The sequence below is a fragment of the Candidatus Scalindua japonica genome (assembly GCF_002443295.1).
Taxonomy (GTDB): Bacteria; Planctomycetota; Brocadiia; order Brocadiales; family Scalinduaceae; genus Scalindua; species Scalindua japonica.
In genome coordinates this window covers 107,287-127,650 of record NZ_BAOS01000029.1, presented here as the reverse complement: position 1 = coordinate 127,650, position 20,364 = coordinate 107,287, and the positions used below count along the sequence as shown (strand labels likewise).

Here is a 20,364-nt window from a genome sequence, read left to right as displayed (position 1 = left end):
CGATTGAACAACTAAACACAAGAAAAATGTTTTTACTACAAAAAATTTAATTAAAAAAAACTTGACTTTTAATCCAAATATTGTACATTATTGTCAAATTTCTACAACATATTGTAGGAGGAAAACAAATGCGTTTAGTTTTTCAAGGATTCAGACATATAGGAATACATTTTACGCTGATTATATTATTAACGATGATTTATTTTTTACTTGTAAGGCTAGTTACATAAGATGGACGATAACTTAAGACGCCTAATGGCGCAAATTGAGGCAGAACAGGGGCTTCGACATATAAATGAAATCCTTCCGCAGTGCATGGATTTACAAAATACGCTGGCAACACTCATGCATAACTTCTACACATCTCTTTGCAAAGAAGGCTTTACGAAATCGCAGGCACTTGAAATAATCAAAGCGCATGGCACTGGCCTTAACAGTAATTTGGATGAGGACTTATAACCCGGAACACCCTGTACCAGTAGAAACTCAAGTTATAAAATAATTTTTACCCACCTTCAAGCAATTTCATTTCTTCCACATATAAAAAAGGACAATCCTCATTTTCGCACGGTGGTTGTGTAATTATCAAAATATGAAAAAGAGACAAAAAAATAATTACAATCTTACTATTCTAACAACTCTTATACTATTACTACTGCTAGCGATCAACTTATTCACAAGAACAAACTACGCCGCAAATACCGATATGAAGAAAATATTTTGTATTATACCGATAGGGCACATAGACAATAAAATTCTTATATACACACAAATGAAACTTGAAGAAAAGTTTGATGTAAAAGTAGACATTTGGAAGCAACTGGAAGAGCCTGCTTATGCATATCACAAACATAAAAAACAGTATAATTCAACAAAGATACTGAAAAAAATACACAAATTAAAGCTATCAGGATATGACAGAATATTGGGAATAGCTGATGTCGATTTATACATACCTGAACGTACATTTGTTTTTGGCGGAGCAGATGTAAAAAAGAAAGTTTCTGTAATTTCCTTAACAAGGCTCAGACAAAAGTTCTACGACTTACCTGATGATTCAACACTATTTAAATATAGAACAATTATTGAAGCCGTTCACGAGCTTGGACATACATATGGACTCTACCACTGCAAAAACAGTAAGTGCGTTATGTTTTTATCAAATACCATAAGCGATACAGATCATAAAGGGGCGGATCTTTGCAGTAAATGCGAAGACATTTTTGAGGAGAAAAAAACAGATTACTAAAGATACACCAAGGATAACTGCTCAAGACCTCGCAAAAAAACAGAGAGAAATTTCTGTAAGTGAATTCTTCACAAAGAACAGACACTTACTCGGGTTTGATAACCCCAGAAAAGCCCTACTCACAACGATCAAGGAAGGCATTGACAACTCTCTGGATGCATGTGAAGAAGCAAAAATCCTCCCTGACATAAAAGTACAAATAAGCCATATAAAGAAATCTGAAGATAGATTTATAGTAACCATTGAAGACAATGGACCTGGAATTTTAAAAACACACATACCAAAGATTTTCGGCAAATTACTTTATGGTTCAAAATTCCATACTCTCAAAATGTCCAGGGGACAACAGGGTATAGGCATATCAGCGGCAGGCATGTATGGCCAACTGACAACCGGCAAGCCAATACTGATAACATCGAAAATTTCACCAAAGAAACCTGCACACCATTATAGCCTTGTCGTTGATACACATAAGAATGAACCTCGAATTATAAAAGAGGAGGTAGTAGATTACGAAGTCAAACGAGGAACAAAAGTAGTTATTGAACTGGAGGCAAGATACCAGAAAGGCCGACAATCTGTTGACGGATACATTGAACAGACATCCATCGCCAACCCACATGCAGATATAACATACATCAATCCTGAAGAGAAAGAGATAAGATATCCAAGAGCGTCAAAGGAACTGCCGATAGAACCGAAGGAAATAAAACCGCATCCTTATGGTGTTGAACTGGGAATATTGATAAAAATGCTGCATGATACAAAGACAAAAAACCTGCGCTCCTTTCTTACTAATGATTTCTCCAGAGTGAGCACAAGGGTTGCAAATGAGATTTGTGAAAAAGCCGGCTTATACGAAAAAGCCCGACCTTCAAGGATCGCAGTCCAGGAAGCCGACGCACTTTTTAAGACAATCAAGCTAACGAAAATCATGAACCCCCCTACCGACTGTATCTCTCCAATTGGAGAAGATGCCATAATAAAAGGGCTCAAAAAACAGATCAATGCAGATTTCTTCACATCAAATACGCGACCTCCATCGGTATACAGAGGTAACCCTTTTCAGATTGAAGTCGGACTGGCATACGGAGGAGATTTGCCGGAAGAAGGCTTAATAAGACTACTGAGATTTGCCAATAGAGTTCCTTTGCTGTATCAACAATCCGCATGTGTTGTTACCGAATCAGCAATAAATACTTCATGGAGAAATTATGGACTTCCGCAATCTACAGGCGCGCTTCCCTCCGGGCCGATACTCCTTATGGTACACCTCGCATCTGTATGGGTACCCTTTACATCAGAAAGCAAAGAGGCAATTGCACATTACCCTGAAATCGAGAAAGAGATAAAGTTGGCTTTACAGGAATGCGGGCGCCACCTATCTACATTTATTAAGAGGAAAAAGAGAGCGGCGGAAGAGTTCAAGAAAAAATCGTATATAAAAAAATACATTCCTCATATAGGGATAGCATTAAAAGAAATATTAGATTTAAACGACAAACAGGAACTAAAAATAATTAATAACCTGACAGATGTCCTTGAAAGGAGTAGATCATGACAAAAACACTGAAAAAAATAGAAGAATCTGCTTCAACTATTCACAACAAAATCAACAAGAAACAAAAACCCAGCATGGATTTTCCGATTCGTGCACTGAGCAATGTCAAATATACTCCAAAGAGAGGTTTCCTGGAACTTATCGGACAGAAAAAATCCCGCACCTTAACAGTAAATACTGTAAAAACATTTGCCCAGACACTCAGAGTGATGTCACTTTCCAAGGAACTCATTGAAAAAGATGATATAGCTACAAAAAGGGAGGCATATTACGTATCCAAGAACTGGGACGATGCACGTTTTGAGGAACAGCCCGAATCAGACACCGTAATTGACGATGTTGAAGCAATGTTTGAAGTTAACAGAGAGCAACTGGGTTTTATCCCGGAAGAGAAGGGAGGGGATGTCGCCGGAAAACTGATAGTAATAGACAGGGACCAGGAAACCGGCAAGCAGCTCAAAATCGACTGTACTAAATTCGGCTCAGGCGCATACTCTATTCCCATTTCAACAGAAGATCTGAAATTCGAAACCAACGCAAAGTTTGTACTGGTTATAGAAACTGCCGGTATGTTCCAACGGCTTGTTAAACACAACTACTGGAAGAAGGCAAACTGCATATTAATCTCCATGGGAGGCGTACCAACCAGGGCATGCAGAAGATTCATCAGGCGTTTATCAGAAGGAAAGAAGATCCCTGTTTATGTTTTTGTTGATGGAGACCCTTATGGCATCAGCAACATATACAGGACCCTGAAGGTGGGATCAGGAAATGCGGCACACATTAACCAGTATTTCTGCGTACCAAACGCACGATACCTTGGCATTACACCGCAGGATATCATCGATTATAAACTCCCTACCCATCCGTTAAAAGAAGTAGATATTAAGAGGGCAAAAGATGCCCTGAAAAATGACCCGTTTATAAAAGAATACAAGGAATGGCAGAAGGCGATTAACCAGATGCTGAAAATGGGAGTAAGGGCAGAACAGCAGGCTCTTGCAAAACATGGCCTGAACTATGTGATTGAAAAGTACCTTCCTCAAAAACTGAAGAATGTTGACAGTTTTCTACCTTAGATAAGCCTTGCTTTAACCTGTAAACCAAATACTTTGAATTTTACATATTACGATAGTACAATATTCAATCATGGACTATGAGGAATTATATGTAAAATACCAGACCCTGCTTAATGAAAATTTCGGCTTGAAAGCTGAAATAAAACGGTTAAAGGCACTACTTTCTATTTCCAAACCACAAAAGGAAGTTGCCAGTGAAATTAACACAGAAAGTTCTTCAGATCAAATTTCGAATCATCACAATAACATTAAGGCTTTACACCCTATTCTCCACAACTTTTCTGAGGATAAAGATAAAGTCAATTTGTTTATGTCTCTTTTCAGAAGCAGAGATGATGTGTTCGCCAAACGGTGGCAGAGTAAAGCGGGAAAGTCCGGGTATTCGCCTGTCTGTCTGAATGAATGGGAACCCGGTGTATGCTATAAACCAAAAGTAAAGTGTTCAGAGTGTTCACATAAATCATATGCAAAATTTGACGAAAAGATTGTGGAAGAGCATCTTAGAGGAAATATTGTAGTCGGAATATATCCTCTGTGCATTGATGAAATGTGTTATTTTCTAGCTATCGATTTTGATGATACCGGCTGGCAAAAGGATATTTCAGTATTGCGCAATGTATGCGATGAATTTGAAATTCCGTATGCAATTGAACGTTCAAGGTCGGGTAACGGGGCCCACGCCTGGTTTTTCTTTGAAAATCAAATATCATCAGCCTTAGCAAGAAAATTTGGAACGGCATTACTTACTTGCTCCATGAATAAAAGACATGAGATCAAGTTCAAGTCATACGACAGACTTTTTCCTAATCAGGATATTATGCCAAAAGGTGGCCTTGGGAATCTGATAGCCCTCCCGCTACAGATGGCTGCAAGAAAAAACGGTAACACGGTTTTTATTGATGACAATTTTGAGCCTTATGCTGATCAGTGGAAATTTTTAGGCGGCATAGTTAAACTTTCTGAAGATAATGTAGATGCTTTAATAACCCGTACATGTAAACGCAATGAATTGGGTGAATTGAGAAAAGATGATGATGAACTGCAAAGGCCATGGCCAACTGCCAGGATTAGATTGAGTAAACATGATTTTCCAAAAAAAATTGTAATCATAAAATCCAACATGGTGTATATCCCTAAAAATGGATTTTCTCAAAAGACATTAAATACGTTAAAGCGGTTAGCTGCTTTTAAAAATCCCGATTTTTATAAAGCGCAAGCTATGCGAATGCCAACTTACAACAAACCGAGGGTTATCTCGTGTTGTGAAGACCTTGAAAGATATTTGTGCCTGCCCAGAGGTTGCCAAGAAGAGATTCACAGTTTACTAAGTAAATCTAATATTGATGTTACCTGGATTGATGAAACTAATCATGGAAGAAACATTGACGTAGAATTTAATGGAACCCTCAGGAACGAACAGCAGGAAGTAATAGATGAACTGCTAAATCATGATACCGGAGTATTATCAGCAACCACCGCCTTTGGAAAAACAGTTGTGGCTGCTAAACTGATAGCTGCAAGAAAGAGAAATACACTTATATTGGTACATAGACAGCAACTCCTTTTACAATGGATTGCCAGATTGTCTGAATTTTTAAGGATTAACGAAGAGTTACCGGTTCAGGAGAAAAAACGTGGAAGGAGAAAGAAACGAGGTTTAATCGGACAGATAGGGGCTGGAAAGGACAGTTTAAGCTCTATCATTGATGTTGCAATTATACAATCATTAAATAGCACCGGCAAGGTGAAGGAGTGTGTAAAAAACTATGGGATGGTAATTGTTGATGAGTGTCATCATGTACCCGCGTTTAGCTTTGAACAGATACTTAAAAAGGTCAACGCAAAATTTGTTTATGGATTAACCGCGACTCCAACAAGGAAGGATGGCCACCATCCAATAATATTTATGCATTGTGGAGCTGAGAGATTCAGGGTTGACGCAAAAAAACAAGCTGAAAAAAGGCCTTTCGATCATTATGTTGTTCCAAGGTTTACAAGTTTTAGAATACCGATTAATGAAAACAGTAAAGAATTAACCATTCAGGAATTATATACTGAAATCACTGTTGATGAAATACGTAATCAGTTAATTGTAGATGACGTTTTTAATAGCTATGAGAATGGCAGGAATTCACTGGTATTATCAGAGAGGACCGCTCATGTTATGCTGCTCGCAAAGAGGTTAAAAGAGAGGGTCCCGGAAGTATTAACCTTGATGGGTGGGATGGGTACTAAGAAAACCAAAGAGATATTAACTAAAATATCAGCAATACCGACTGATAAGCAATTAACATTAGTTGCATCAGGAAAGTTTGTAGGTGAGGGATTTGATGAGCCTCGACTTGATACACTGTTTCTGTCTATGCCAATCTCATGGAAAGGCACTTTACAGCAATATGCCGGCAGGCTGCATCGATTGTATGATAAAAAGAATGACGTACAGATATATGACTACGTTGATACCCATGTAAGAATGCTGGAAAAAATGTATGGAAAAAGGCTAAATGGATATGCATCTATTGGCTATAAAGTAAAAGGAGAAAATATCGGAACGGAACCGTCAGATATAATCTTTGATAAGAATAGTTTCCTTCCAATTTATCGTAATGATATACTAAGTGCGTCAATAGAAATTGTAATTGTCAGCCCTTTTGTTACCTATAAGCGTGTCACACAGATGCTTCAATATTTCAATAATATAGTCAATAAACAAGTAAAGATAACCGTTGTAACAAGACCATCTGAAGATTTTAAAGATACCAGGATACCTGCTTTAGAGCAAATTTTTGAGGTTTTAAAGGGCGTGGGAATTAAAGTGATACTAAAATCAAATATCCATCAGAAATTTGCAATTATTGATCAAAAAACTGTCTGGTATGGCAGTATAAACTTATTAAGTTTTGGCAGTGCGGAAGAGAGTATTATGCGTCTTGTAAGTAACAATATTGCATACGAGTTGATTAAAAGTATTGAAATATAATAGTAAATTATTAGAGTAAATAGGAATAGAAGTAGGTATTCAGATGGAGAAATTTAAAAAGCAGCAATCAGATCAACTCTTCTTTAATCTCAGGAGAAAGCACCCAAAATTCATCTACCATCGTTACTCAGTTGAAATAGTAAAGGATAGCCTGGTATTTGAATTTAACTTCGAAATTGAACCTGGTATTGCTTTTTCTCCCAGATTAGTCATTAATGGTATAAAGCGTGAGCGAATAAAAAACATCGGGGAAAAATGTCTTAACAATATTGCCTTTCATCTTGGCTTAATGGAGATCCCAAGCTATTGGAAGACTTCCTGTTCGCCGGAAATCATTATCCGTGCCGGGTCTTTAGATGAATATCAGATTTCATGGTGGAGATCATTACTGATTAATGGATTGGGAGAATTCTTCTTTATTAATGAAATCGATTTCACTATACATGATTTCGTTGCTATCAAAACCACTGGCAATTCAATTCCTGAAACCGTAAAATATAAGGGCGCTCTTGATATTGGTAAAATACTTGTCCCGATTGGTGGTGGAAAGGACTCGGCGTTAACAATTGAATTGCTGAAAAATTCTAACATAAGTATATGTCCCTTATCTTTAAACCCCACCCAGGCAGCCCTGGATATTATTGAAAATAGCAAGCATAAGAACCCAATTATTGTCAACCGAACTATTGATAATAGGCTTTTGGTATTAAATGCTGATGGATATCTGAACGGGCATACTCCTTTTTCCGCGTACCTGGCTTTCTTGAGCGCTTCGTGTGCAATACTTTTTGATGGAAAGCACATTGCGCTTTCGAATGAAAGGAGTTCTAATGAAGGTAATGTTAATTATAGAGGAGCGGAGGTCAACCATCAGTACTCCAAAAGCTACCATTTTGAAAACAGATTCAGAGAATATTCAAATGTTTATCTTGGTGAGAACATTGATTATTTCAGCCTGTTGAGACCTTTTTATGAGCTACAAATCTCAAATAATTTTTCACGATTTTCCCATTACTTCCCAATCTTCAGAAGTTGTAACCAAGGGCAGAAAACGAACTCATGGTGTAACAATTGCCCGAAATGTTTATCTGTTTTTACTTTTCTTTATCCGTTTGTAGAAGAGAAAATTCTTACAATAAATATCTTTTCCGAGAACCTGTTTAATAAGGAAGAGTTAATAAGCACAGCATTCAGCTTATTGGGTCATGAAAACACTAAGCCGTTTGAATGTGTTGGATCCCTGGATGAGACAGCAGTTGCTTTCTATCTCTGCTGGAAAAAAAGCGAAAAAGACAAGCAGCATTGTTCCGGTAGTATTAAAATCAGTAGAAGAAAAAGTACTTGTAAACAAACAGGATTTAGAAGAAAAAGCAGATGCAGTTTTAAGTGCGTGGAACGAGCATCATAATGTACCTGAAGAGCTGATTAATTTACTTAAGAAAGAGACCATTTTATAATGCTTATAGAGGAACTTGAACACAAAAAAATTCTTGTTCTTGGACTCGGAAGAGAAGGTGTAAGTTCTTTCCAATTTTTAAGGAGACGTTTTCCTGAGAAAGTTATCGGTTTAGCTGATAAACTTTCGAAGAATCAACTTGACGAACCAACAAGAAGAATTGTTGAAAATGATAAAAGAGTAATTCTGATCTCAGGTAATGATTACCTTAAAAATATCAGCCAATTTGATATCATCTGTAAATCGTCCGGGATTAAACCATCCATTCCTGAATTGGACGATGCAAAGGATAAAGGCATAAAAACCACATCTAATACCGGTCTCTTTTTTGAATGCTGTTCATCGACTATTATAGGCGTGACCGGGACAAAGGGTAAAAGCACAACGGCTACCTTAATATATGAGATCCTTAAACTTGGTGGAATTGATGTCCGTTTAACAGGAAACATCGGAACACCTCCTTTATCCTCGCTGGAAGGCACAACTTCATCAACTGTTTTTATCGTGGAGCTGTCCAGCTATCAACTGAAAGACCTTCATAAAAGCCCTCACATAGCTGTCATTTTAAACATTACCCCGGAACATATTGATTTCCATGGAACTTTTGCGGCATATGTCGAGGCCAAGAGGTCTATTGTTCAACACCAACATGAAAACGATTTTATCATTTTCAATTCTTCCGATAAAATTTCAACGGAAATTGCAAACATCAGCAAAGCAAAAAAACTCTCTTTCGGGTTTCAGGAGACTATACACACCTCCTGTTTTATGGAAAACAATTTCCTGCTTTTTCACTCAAAAGAACAACGAGAAAAAATAGTATCAACTAAGTCAATTCATCTTAAAGGAAGCTTCAATCTGCAAAATGTTATGCCCGGCATAATAGTTGGAAAATTATTTAATATCCCTGATAATAATATTGCAACAGCTATTCAGAACTTCAGGCCTCTTGAACATCGCCTTGAGTATGTCGAAACCTGCAACGGTATATCATTTTATAATGATAGTCTAGCCACTGTCCCGGAAGCAACAATTGCAGCGCTTTCAGTTTTCTCTGAAAGAGGACTAATCCTTTTAGTGGGAGGTTTTGATCGGGGGCTCGATTTAACTGGACTGGCCAGGATAATTATCGAAAGTAGAATAAAAGGTTTAATCTTATTTCCAACAACAGGAAACAGGCTTTGGGACAATATTGTAGAAATAGCAAATGTTAGGGGCAACTTGCCCAAACACTGTTATTCTGAAAATATGAGAGAAGCTGTTCAAAAGGCATATAATATGGCGTCAGAAGGAGACACAATCCTTCTAAGCCCTGCAAGTGCAAGTTTTAACCTTTTTACAGATTACAAGGATAGAGGAAATCAATTTAAAGATGAAGTAAAGAACCTATTCAAGGAAGAGTTGAGAAATACAAAATAGAATCGCCTCATAGCAGTATCTTTACTTTTTAACTATTCTCACCTGGAGTCTCTTTTCGATTTATTCCAATTCTGGAGTCCTCTCGAAAAAGAGGCTAACCAATAACGTAAGTCATTTTTTGCCCACAAATTACACTGACAGAAAGCCCGGCAATTATAACGTAGTCGGATATCTGAAAATATCATACAGGAATTTATCCTTGACAGATATATAATCGAAGAATATATTGAGTGAACATGTGTTTACCTTATTATGAAAGATAAACTTACAAAGAAACAACATAATTTCCTGTCATTTTTGACGAAATATATCCGGGAAAACGGCTATCCGCCTACTATTCGGGAGATGGTATATCACCTTAAACTGGCGAGTACCAATAGTGTAAAGAAGTATCTGGACATACTTGAGCGTAAAGGCTACATAAAGAGGATACCAAACAGCCCAAGGGCAATCGAACTTTGTGTGGAAACACCGGAAAACCATACAAAACTGATACCCGTCATCGGAAGGGTCAGGGCTGGATTACCTCACCTTGCAGTTGAAGATATTACCGGACATCTGGCCATAGACACATCGATAGCCCGTTGGGATAATACCTTTTTTCTGAGAGTAGAAGGGGACAGCATGATAGATGCTCATATCCAGGACGGTGATTTTGTATTAGTTAAGTCCCAGCAAACTGCGGAGAATGGTGATATAGTAGTTGCCATTATTAATGAAGAGGCAACGGTTAAGAGATTTATCAAGGGGAACAATAATGTTTACCTGGAGCCGGCAAATCCAACCATGAAGCCAATAGTTATCAGAGGAAACCAGACACATGAGATGATGATAGCTGGAAAGGTAGTGACAGTGTTAAGGCAAATTGAATAAATTATGATTACGGAAATAGGTGAACCTATAAGAGCAGGAGTGGTTTTTGGCGCTGATTGTATTGGCGGGAAGAAGATAAAGCCGGTATGGTTTATATGGAGAGAAAGACAGTATCGTATCAAGGAAGTGACCTATACGTGGACCGGCAGAGAGGGGAAAGCCTCTATTCACTATTTTTCAGTTACAGACGGTCAGGACCTGTACGAAATCGCATACAACACAGAGACTATGGTATGGAAGCTTATGGCTGTGGAGGTGGAAGGGTAGTCATAGAGAAAACTGAAAGAATGAAGCACGAAATACGAAACAAAGTCGAAGAGCAAAAATGAGAAATTCAAAACCGTATGACTTGCAAGATCGCACCTTGGAATCTCTTTAGCCTCCTATATAAATATAATATAGAGAGAAAAGAAAACGTTAATACATACAATTACAGAGCTAATGAATATTGTTGGCTCTATATTGCGTAAGAGCAAATAAAGTCTTGATCATTTGATATTCGAGTTTTGTATTTGTTTCGAATTTCGATATTCGAAATTCGTATTTATTTTAACTGGTAATAGTAATAAATACAATGTCCAACAACAAAACAATAATGCACGTAGATATGAATGCCTTTTTTGCCTCTGTGGAGCAGCAGTCTAAGCCGTCACTCAGGGACAAGCCCGTGGCTGTTATCGGTGCGCAGCAGAGGACTGTTATTACCACCTCTTCATATGAAGCCAGGGCTTATGGTGTTAAGGTTGGCATGACTGTCCCGGAGGCAAAGAAACTCTGCCCTGACATAATATTTGTTGCTGGTAATAATAAAATGTATACAGACACCTGTACACGCCTTGTCCGGCTTTACGGGGACTATACACCGCTGGTGGAAGTATACTCAGTTGATGAGGCATTTCTTGATATAACGGGGTCTCTCTATCTTTTTGGTAAACCGGAAGCTATTGCCATGCTGATTAAGAAAAAAATCAGGAGAGGATTTGGGCTTACCTGCTCCATCGGCGTGGGGCCTAACAAGCTGCTGGCAAAACTGGCCGGCAATATGCAGAAACCGGACGGGTTTACGACAATACACCCCGGAGCTGTTACTGAAATCCTTGAAGACTTACCGGTAAGCGAACTCTGTGGGATAGGGTCACGACTGGAAAAACATCTTGATGCTATGGGCGTTAAGACGTGTGGAGAGCTGGGGAGATTCCCGATAAAAAAGTTGGTAAGTAAATTTGGTATTATCGGCAACAAACTTCACCAGATGGGCCTGGGAATAGACGAAGGCCCCGTTGTCCCGATTGAGGACACGCCGGATGCAAAATCTGTGGGCCATAGCATGACCCTTGCGAGAAATGTAACAAACGGTGAAGAGATGGAGAGGTATATATTACAACTCTCGGAAATGGTGGGAAGGCGATTACGCCGCAGTCACTATTTCGGCAAAACGGTAACCATGACCATAAGATATTCGAATTTTCACACCTTTACAAAAAGATGTACTATTAAAGAATATATAAACGACGGATTTGAAATATACCTTGTGGCACTCGATATAGTAAAAAGGGTAAGGCTTAAATATACGGTACGATTACTTGGTGTGAGTGTCTCAAACCTTGTAACCGATTACTGCCAGATACCCCTTTTCAAAAAAGACAGAGACAGAATATCTGTCTTGAAAGCCATGGATAAAATAAATGACAGATACGGTGAATTCAGTATAACACAGGCAAGGCTTCTTGACAGGTATTCACATAAAGGAGTTATTGCCCCCGCATGGAGACCTGCAGGTATAAGAAGGGTAAGTTATTAATGATTAAAATTGGAACATGCGCATTTTCTTTTGATGACTGGAAATGGCCTGTTTATCCTCTCAAAAAAAAACAGGACATACTTCCGTACTACACACGAAATCGGAGAAAAGGTAACCGAGTTTTTATCTGATAATGACAAATGATGTTATTGGAAAATTGATCAATGAAAAGATGTTTATTTTTTATCTGAATGAATAGTGAGTTTTTACTTTTTTAATGATGTTCTGGCATGGGTATTATTCAAATTAAAAATATTGAGTTTTATCAGGATGATCGCGGCTGGTGCATAAGGCCGATCACGGATGATGACATAAAAAACGATAAAATAAGTGATATTCATATGGTGAGTATGAAACCCGGAGCAGTAAGGGGAAACCATTATCATATTAATAAGACTGAAAACATTCTGATCATAGGAAGCACTTGCAGGTTACTGGTTGTAGATAACAACACAAATGAGAAAGAAGAAAAAATAATAGAAAATAGTGATAAAAAATTGTTTATTATCCCTCCGGAGGTTACGCATGCGATAGAAAATATAGGCAATGAAACCTCATTTTTGCTTTGTTTTAGTGAGGTACATGGTAGTTTGAAAAACCAGGATATGATAAATAATAAGATTATTTAATTTATGCAAACGAAAAAAGAAAGAGCCAATGATTTGACGGTTGGGTATCTAAATAGATGGTGTTTAAGAAACCATTGTGGATAAAAAAAAACAGGCAGTCCGAGAATATAAACTTCTAAAACTTACCTATTAACAAAAGGGGGAGTAATAGATATAAATAGTTTTAATACTTATCTATCCTCGGACAACCTGCCGGGTTGATACTTTGTCAAGAAATTAAAAGTAAATTACTAATTTTGTCCATAAAAACGCTTTTCTAAAGTGTTTGGCTCCGAAGGAGTACTATTCCTTACGGCATATGTGCTTGATGCAACTCTTTCGTTCGTTGAGCTACATTTATCGCAAATACGGTTATAAGGACCTTTACTAGGGAATTTCTCTCCACATTTCAAACATATCCTCTTTTGCTTTGAGATAGCACCTTTAATAATACCTGCCTTGCTTTCACCTTTTAATTTCACCTTTTTGCTATTTGGTTTTGAATAATCAGAGACATTCTTCATATTTTTCCCTCCTTAACCATACATACAATATTCTGGCTAACATTGTTCCCATCATCCGGGTTTTAATAATTGCATTCATAGTATTATATATTTACCGGTGTTCAATTACAAGTCGTCCAGATTGGAATAGATTATTATTTCTGGTATCTTAGTGTATTAACGACAAGTGCTTATGATTGTTTTTTTATTTAATGTTTGTGCACCTCATACCTTCAGATTGTACAGCGATATTTCACTTGACTTCTATGCTAAATTGTGTATTTTTGCACACTTAGCGAAAAACAAGGATATTCTCTGTATAATAATATTGCTTAACTGTAAACAACCCTGTTGTTACCTGGAAAGGCCTGGAAATTGAACGACGATATTGCCATAAAAACTGAGAATTTGACAAAGGCGTACAAACATTTTTGGGGACGCAGAAAGGTATTAGCTCTTAATAAATTAAATATCGTCATTCAAAAAGGCGAAATTTTCGGCCTGCTTGGCCCTAACGGTTCCGGAAAAACAACTACGTTAAAACTTCTCTTAGGATTAATATTTCCCACAGAAGGCAAGGCAAACATTTTAGGAAAGACAACAGATGATGTGTCCGTAAAAAACAGAGTCGGTTTTCTACCTGAAGAATCCTGCTTTTATAGGTTTCTCAATGCGGATGAAACCTTAAACTTTTATGGTCAGTTGTTTAGAATACCGGGAAGAGAGAGGAAATTAAGGATAAACAGTCTCTTAAAGCGGGTAGGGCTGGAATTTGTGAGGAAAAGACCTCTTAAACAATATTCTAAAGGAATGTTACGGAGAATTGGCATTGCACAGGCACTGATAAATAATCCTGACTTAATAATCCTTGACGAACCCACCAGCGGGCTTGATCCTATCGGTACTAAAGAAACAAAGGACCTAATTGTTGAATTAAAAGCCCAGGGAAAAACCGTTCTTTTGTGCTCACATCTTTTGTCCGACGTACAGGATATTTGTGATAGAGTTGCGATACTCGATAAAGGCGAACTCCGAATATCAGGCACAATTGGTGACTTGATTTCCAGCAAAGAGATTGCAGAAATACTGGTTCGCAATCTTTCAAATGAGGCAATAGAGGAAGTTAAGGGGTTTATACAGGCAAAACATGGCGAAGTTGTCTCAATCAAAAATTCTTCTGGAACACTTGAAGACTTATTCTTAAGAATCTATGCAACAAATACTAGTAATAGCAAAACAGACGTTTAAGGAAGCAGTTAGAAATAAGACATTACTTATCTTTATTACTCTTGGCCTAGTTTCGATCTACTGCTCCGTCTTCATGCCGGTTGTTGGTGATGGCAGGGAAAAAATAAAGATCGTTGAATCTATATGCTTCCGTTCTATTACCTTTTTTGGTACACTGGCTGCAATTTTACTCTCGGCATCATCAATTCCGTCTGATATAGAGAACAGGATCCTTTCTACGGTAACTACAAAGCCTGTTTATCGAATCAATATTATTTTTGGGAAAATAATTGGTTTTATATATATAATTGGAGTATTGCTACTGATAATGGGTAGTGCAAGCTATGCATTGATCAGATCTACAGCCTTTAAACAAACCGGCAATGGTAGTTGCGGGCTTCCGGCCAGGGAACTGTTTGGTCCTGTAAAATTAGAGACAACAGGCGATTCTGTAAAAAAAATTGGAAATGTTTCATGGATAGAAGGAGGAGGAAACGAAGCCTCAGTGTGGAAATTTGAGGGATTATATACTAAAGACAAAAACGATGACCTGGTGATTGAAGCTGACTTCTTAATAGAAGGTCAAAAGAAATCCAGCAGAAAATTTCCGGTAAAAATAAAGATTATCAATCCAAACTCAGCAAAAGTATTGAACAAATCAATAGAAATATCGCGTAATAAACCGTTCTATTTGAGATTAAATGGTAAATCCCTGGATGGAAGTGGCGAATTGACGATAGTCGTATCGCCTAGAAATTCAGGCGATTATTTAGGTATGCGTGAAGGAAGTTTAAGGATTTTCTGGGGGGGAAAAAGTTTTGGATATAATTATATGAAAGGATTAATATTAATAGCAATTCAATTTTTTTTAATGATGATAATTGCTGTATTTGGATCTACTTTCCTTTCTCTTCCTGTTAATATTCTCTTCTGTTTATTTGTCTTCTTTTGTGGTAATATAACCGACTTTATGCGCGACATATCAACAGTTATTAATGTTTTTGAGATAAGTGAACATGAGTACGGAATATCCAAGGTAATACGGAAATCGAATATTTTTTTAATATACCTAAATAATATTATTAAAAACCCGATACTTTTACTAAGCTATATCCTGCCTGATTTCAGATATTTCAGTGTTGAAAAGTATTTTATTGATGGTATAAACATCCCATTTAAAAAAATATTTATGGGTTTTGGTTATGCGGTTTTATATACTATCGTTTGTTTTCCCCTATCGTTTATAGTTTTTAAGAAAAAAGAGGTAGCTTAGTCCAGTAAGCCAAAAATTTCTTTTTTTAGCTACCAAATGTGATCTTAATACATTATTATACAACATCTTAGAGGTACTAAAGAAAAAATTATTTGATAACGTTGTATTCAAGTAGTGTCCGGCAGGCTGTCCACTGACAATTTCTGGTAACCAGGGAATTTTTATGTATTAATTTAGCTATTCTTTTATAATAAATGTTTATTTGATAGTTGCTTGTCTGTAACAGGCAGGTTGTACTTGGTATGAAAAAGTACTCATTACCAAAAATAGCAATAATACCATTATTAATAGTACTATTACTTTCAGGATTGTTCTTTTTACAATACAAAATTGATCATTTCAGGAGGGGGCCTGATGCTCTCCATACAGACCTTGCACCATTAGAAGTTATACCAACAGCACTTCTTGGCAGTTTCAGGGGTATTCTGGTAGATTTGTTGTGGATTCGGGGTATCGCCAGGTATGAAGAGAAAAAGTTTTATGAGTTGCTTGCCATAAACAATATGATTGCAAAATTACAGCCTCATTTCTCGGCTGTGTGGATATTTCAGGCGTGGAATATGTGCTATAACATTGCTTTTGAGTGGGAATCTCCGGAAAACAAATGGAGATGGATTAAAGCTGGATTAGAGTTTGCAGAAAAAGGTGCTACAAGAAATCCGACAAATGGTGATTTACTCTTTGAAATTGGTTATATATACTTTCACAAATTCGATTCAAAGAGTTTTCAATATACAAGTTACTACAGAAAACATCTTAAAGAGGAAACCGGAAAGGATAATTACAGACAGTCGCTTTACTGGGTACGAAAATCTTTAAATTATAATACATTACTTCGCAAAAGAATTGTGATTGAACGGACGGTGTGTCACATTTTGTGGCATGCGTCTTTACAGGCTGAAAAAGATGGTAAGCAGAAAGAAGCGTTTTCATATGCAAACGAGTCAAAAAAAGAATGGAATGCTTATCTGAAAAGGCATCCTGACGATCCCGGTGGGATAGCCGGGAAATTTATAGAGAAGATTAGTGAAAAGATGTTACAACTTGAACAAAAAGTTTAGAAAGGTGAATTAAATGGTAAAAGAATTTTTCCGGTGTAGGTTACTGAGTAAGGTAATCCTATTATTTATTTTTACAATATTTATGTCGCAAGGCGCAGTATATGCGTCACTGGATGGCCATGAGGACATGGCCCATCTCGAACAAGTCAAAGCAGATTCAGTAGCGGCTAAAAGTGCTCACAGAGATGAGTCCTATCATGACAAATCAATTCCCATGCTATGGTGGCTTGCACCTCTTGGAGCGGTTTGCGCGCTGATCTTTGTTCGTAAATTCTATAAAGAAGTGATGGGTTACCCCGAAGGCGACAAAAAGATGGTCGAAATCGCGGGGCATGTCCGTGAAGGTGCTTACGCATATTTAAAACAGCAATACAAGGTTGTAGCAATATTCTTCATATTTGTATTTCTCGCTCTTGCCGCACTCTCCTTTGGATTAAAGATACAATCCAATTTTGTGCCGTTTGCGTTTCTCACCAGTGGGTTTCTATCCGGACTTGCCGGTTATCTGGGCATGAAGATGGCGACAAATGCGAGTGCAAGGACGACCGAAGGAGCAAAGAAGTCACTCGACCAGGGATTGAAGATAGCTTTCAGAAGTGGTGCGGTAATGGGTTTAATTGTTGTTGGATTGGGCCTTCTAGATGTATCTATCTGGTTCTTTTTCCTTAGAAAATTTACAGATGTTTCACTGACTGAAATAGCGGTAATTCTCCCCTGTTTTGGTATGGGAGCAAGCTTCCAGGCGCTCTTCGCAAGAGTCGGAGGAGGCATATTCACAAAGGCAGCAGATGTTGGAGCTGACCTTGTAGGGAAAGTTGAAGCCGGCATCCCGGAAGATGATCCTCGAAACCCCGCAACTATTGCTGACAACGTTGGTGACAACGTTGGTGATGTGGCCGGAATGGGAGCGGATCTGTATGAATCTTATTACGCCTCAATACTTGCAAGCGCGGCGTTGGGTGTTGCATGTGGTCTTGGCGTTGCCGGACTTGTATTACCCATGTGTATTGCAGGTATTGGAATTATTCTCTCTATCTTTGGAATAAGAGTTATCAAGACAAAAGAAGGCGCAACCCAGAAAGAACTTCTCAAATCTCTGTCAAAAGGGGTAAACCTTAGTTCAATCCTGATTGTGATAGCTTCTGCAGTAATAATTAAGTTCCTGCTTCCTGGACATTTTGGGATTTGGGGTTCGATCGTTACAGGGTTGATCGCCGGCATTTTGATAGGTAAAGGAACTGAATACTTTACATCAGCAGATCATGGCCCGACAAAAGGTATTGCCGCTCAGGCAGAAACAGGTTCTGCTACACTGATTATAGATGGAGTTGCTACAGGTATGCTGTCAACCATAATTCCTGTAACAACTATTGCCGTAGCCATTATATTGAGCTTTATGTTTGCCGGTGGATTTTCAAATACGTCTATGGGGCTTTATGGTATTGCTATTGCGGCAGTGGGTATGCTGTCAACACTTGGAATTACACTCGCTACTGATGCTTACGGCCCGATTGCCGATAATGCTGGTGGTAACGCCGAGATGAGCGAGCAGGAACCAATAGTAAGGGAGAGAACGGATGCCCTCGATTCTCTTGGCAATACAACTGCAGCCACAGGTAAAGGTTTTGCAATAGGTTCAGCAGCATTAACAGCTATGGCATTACTTGCAGTGTATGTTGAAGAGGTTAAAATTGGCCTTGAAAGGACAGGTGTCCACGCTGTGGAAATAGCAGGTCGCATGGTAGATACAACCTCTCTACAGATAGCAGACCTGATGAGTTATTACAAAGTAACACTGATGAACCCTAAGGTACTTGTCGGGTTATTCCTGGGTTCCATGGTGTCATTTGTATTCTGTGCATTGACGATGAAGGCCGTCGGAAGGGCCGCGGCGCAGATGGTAGCTGAGGTAAGGAGGCAGTTCAAGGAGATAGCTGGAATAATGGACGGTACCGGTCAGCCTGACTACGCGTCATGTGTTGCCATAAGTACAAAAGGCGCTCAGAAGGAGATGATGCTTCCATCATTACTGGCAATATTTATTCCTATTGCTGTGGGGCTGGTTTTAGGCGTTCCCGGAAGTATGGGTCTCCTGGCTGGCGGATTGTCAACAGGCTTTCTCCTGGCCATATTCATGGCAAATGCAGGTGGCGCCTGGGACAACGCAAAAAAGTATATTGAAACCGGACAGCATGGCGGTAAGGGTTCAGATGCGCATAAAGCGGCTGTTGTTGGTGATACCGTAGGTGATCCGTTTAAGGACACATCCGGACCATCACTAAACATTCTTATCAAGTTAATGTCAATTGTTTCAGTAGTTTTTGCCGGACTTATTGTAAAGTTCTCACCGAAGATCGGAGAGCTGTTACATATTATGACTAAATAGAGCCGAAGGTTGTTTATTAATCCCAGTTTAAGACATAAAGGGACAAATTCTGGCAATTTAAAAAGGAGTAACTATTCACCGCATCCGTTTAAGCGGGTGCGGTGAATTTTTTTTCAGGTTAAATAAAATGACAAAAATGGATAAAGATTTAAACAAAGTAATTTCTACGGCCTGTCCAAACTCGAACTGTGAATATAATCACCATCTGGAAGGATCAAATTTCTGCATGCTTTGCGGTACATTACTATACCAGAGATGTGATGATTGCCTGACCTCTAATCCAAAATACGCGATGTTCTGCCACTATTGCGGTACGAGTCTGCAGGAACTCAGATCAATTGAAGGACAATATGGAGATGCCGGTAATTGAGCACGGATAGAGAGGCTTTAAACACATTGGATTCAAAAGAAATTGCAATTACATGTGCAAAAATTGCAGATGATAAAAAAGCACAGGATATAGTTATACTTGAAGTAGACAAGATTTCATCTGTAACAGACTATTTTGTAATCTGTTCAGCAATTAATGAACGTCAACTTCATGCCATCGCTGATGAGATAGATAAAGAGCTGAAGAAGCTTTCAGTAAAGAAATATGGAATGGAAGGATATCGTGAGGCAAAATGGGTCCTTATCGACTACGGCGATTTCACAGTCCACATCTTTGATAAAGAGATACGAAGTTACTACGACCTTGAACTACTCTGGGGTGATGCCCCAAAGGTTGAATGGTAGGATTACATTTTGCAATACACATCACAATTTTCTTTACTTTTTAAGCTGTCAAATCGTATCTTAATTTTCCACAAGCACACCTTATCTTATTTTCCATAGTATCAAAGTCCTTCATAGATATATGCTTATTACAGATGTTGCAGTAAAATATAT

Annotated in this window: 18 protein-coding genes; 17 read left to right on the top strand and 1 reads right to left on the bottom strand. The window is 38.2% G+C overall.

Going from position 1 to position 20,364, the window contains the following annotated elements; translation table 11 throughout:
• Positions 1 to 231: 231 nt before the first annotated feature.
• The 11 genes from SCALIN_RS17390 (at position 232) to SCALIN_RS17340 (ending at position 13,047) form a co-directional block, all read left to right on the top strand.
• Complete coding sequence (locus tag SCALIN_RS17390; RefSeq protein ID WP_096895722.1) at positions 232 to 459, top strand: hypothetical protein; 228 nt, start codon at positions 232 to 234, stop codon at positions 457 to 459.
• A 247-nt stretch (positions 460 to 706) separates the two neighbouring features.
• Positions 707 to 1,249 carry an archaemetzincin family Zn-dependent metalloprotease gene (locus SCALIN_RS17385; protein ID WP_162532388.1) on the top strand — a complete coding sequence of 181 codons (543 nt, stop codon included), beginning with the start codon at positions 707 to 709 and terminating at the stop codon, positions 1,247 to 1,249.
• Positions 1,224 to 2,810, top strand: a complete 1,587-nt coding sequence (locus SCALIN_RS17380; protein ID WP_162532387.1) for a DNA topoisomerase VI subunit B — start codon at positions 1,224 to 1,226, stop codon at positions 2,808 to 2,810. The genes SCALIN_RS17385 and SCALIN_RS17380 overlap by 26 nt, the downstream gene beginning before the upstream one ends.
• Positions 2,807 to 3,889 (top strand): DNA topoisomerase IV subunit A, encoded by a 1,083-nt coding sequence (locus SCALIN_RS17375; RefSeq protein WP_096895719.1) that lies wholly within the window; start codon positions 2,807 to 2,809, stop codon positions 3,887 to 3,889. Before SCALIN_RS17380 ends, SCALIN_RS17375 begins: the two co-directional genes overlap by 4 nt.
• Before the next feature lie 70 nt (positions 3,890 to 3,959).
• Positions 3,960 to 6,869, top strand: coding sequence for a TOTE conflict system archaeo-eukaryotic primase domain-containing protein (locus SCALIN_RS17370; RefSeq protein ID WP_096895718.1), 2,910 nt, complete (start codon positions 3,960 to 3,962; stop codon positions 6,867 to 6,869).
• 43 nt (positions 6,870 to 6,912) lie between these two features.
• Positions 6,913 to 8,277 (top strand): MurL-like N-terminal domain-containing, encoded by a 1,365-nt coding sequence (locus SCALIN_RS17365; protein WP_096895717.1) that lies wholly within the window; start codon positions 6,913 to 6,915, stop codon positions 8,275 to 8,277.
• A gap of 48 nt (positions 8,278 to 8,325) precedes the next feature.
• Positions 8,326 to 9,744 carry a UDP-N-acetylmuramoyl-L-alanine--D-glutamate ligase gene (gene murD, locus SCALIN_RS17360; RefSeq protein WP_096895716.1) on the top strand — a complete coding sequence of 473 codons (1,419 nt, stop codon included), beginning with the start codon at positions 8,326 to 8,328 and terminating at the stop codon, positions 9,742 to 9,744.
• A gap of 252 nt (positions 9,745 to 9,996) precedes the next feature.
• On the top strand, positions 9,997 to 10,617 hold the full coding sequence (gene lexA / locus SCALIN_RS17355; RefSeq protein WP_096895715.1) for a transcriptional repressor LexA: 621 nt from the start codon (positions 9,997 to 9,999) through the stop codon (positions 10,615 to 10,617).
• 3 nt (positions 10,618 to 10,620) lie between these two features.
• The gene (locus SCALIN_RS17350; RefSeq protein WP_096895714.1) at positions 10,621 to 10,884 is read left to right on the top strand and encodes a hypothetical protein; all 264 of its coding nucleotides are present in this window, start codon (positions 10,621 to 10,623) and stop codon (positions 10,882 to 10,884) included.
• 307 nt (positions 10,885 to 11,191) lie between these two features.
• Complete coding sequence (gene dinB, locus SCALIN_RS17345; RefSeq protein WP_096895713.1) at positions 11,192 to 12,418, top strand: DNA polymerase IV; 1,227 nt, start codon at positions 11,192 to 11,194, stop codon at positions 12,416 to 12,418.
• Between the two features lie 230 nt (positions 12,419 to 12,648).
• On the top strand, positions 12,649 to 13,047 hold the full coding sequence (locus SCALIN_RS17340) for a polysaccharide biosynthesis C-terminal domain-containing protein (protein ID WP_096895712.1): 399 nt from the start codon (positions 12,649 to 12,651) through the stop codon (positions 13,045 to 13,047).
• Positions 13,048 to 13,277: 230 nt separating this feature from the next.
• Here SCALIN_RS17340 and SCALIN_RS17335 read toward each other — a convergent pair whose 3' ends face one another.
• Positions 13,278 to 13,550 (bottom strand): hypothetical protein, encoded by a 273-nt coding sequence (locus SCALIN_RS17335; RefSeq protein ID WP_096895711.1) that lies wholly within the window; start codon positions 13,548 to 13,550, stop codon positions 13,278 to 13,280.
• 354 nt (positions 13,551 to 13,904) lie between these two features.
• Between SCALIN_RS17335 and SCALIN_RS17330 the strand changes: the two genes are divergently transcribed.
• From SCALIN_RS17330 to rsfS, 6 genes are all read left to right on the top strand, one after another.
• Positions 13,905 to 14,777, top strand: coding sequence for an ABC transporter ATP-binding protein (locus SCALIN_RS17330; protein WP_203415546.1), 873 nt, complete (start codon positions 13,905 to 13,907; stop codon positions 14,775 to 14,777).
• Positions 14,740 to 16,029 (top strand): ABC transporter permease subunit, encoded by a 1,290-nt coding sequence (locus SCALIN_RS17325; protein WP_096895709.1) that lies wholly within the window; start codon positions 14,740 to 14,742, stop codon positions 16,027 to 16,029. Before SCALIN_RS17330 ends, SCALIN_RS17325 begins: the two co-directional genes overlap by 38 nt.
• A gap of 242 nt (positions 16,030 to 16,271) precedes the next feature.
• Positions 16,272 to 17,090 carry a hypothetical protein gene (locus SCALIN_RS17320; protein ID WP_096895708.1) on the top strand — a complete coding sequence of 273 codons (819 nt, stop codon included), beginning with the start codon at positions 16,272 to 16,274 and terminating at the stop codon, positions 17,088 to 17,090.
• A gap of 214 nt (positions 17,091 to 17,304) precedes the next feature.
• On the top strand, positions 17,305 to 19,476 hold the full coding sequence (locus SCALIN_RS17315; RefSeq protein WP_420885442.1) for a sodium-translocating pyrophosphatase: 2,172 nt from the start codon (positions 17,305 to 17,307) through the stop codon (positions 19,474 to 19,476).
• Positions 19,477 to 19,603: 127 nt separating this feature from the next.
• The gene (locus tag SCALIN_RS17310) at positions 19,604 to 19,846 is read left to right on the top strand and encodes a double zinc ribbon domain-containing protein (protein ID WP_096895707.1); all 243 of its coding nucleotides are present in this window, start codon (positions 19,604 to 19,606) and stop codon (positions 19,844 to 19,846) included.
• Complete coding sequence (rsfS, locus tag SCALIN_RS17305; protein WP_230406648.1) at positions 19,843 to 20,211, top strand: ribosome silencing factor; 369 nt, start codon at positions 19,843 to 19,845, stop codon at positions 20,209 to 20,211. The genes SCALIN_RS17310 and rsfS overlap by 4 nt, the downstream gene beginning before the upstream one ends.
• Positions 20,212 to 20,364 lie beyond the last annotated feature (153 nt).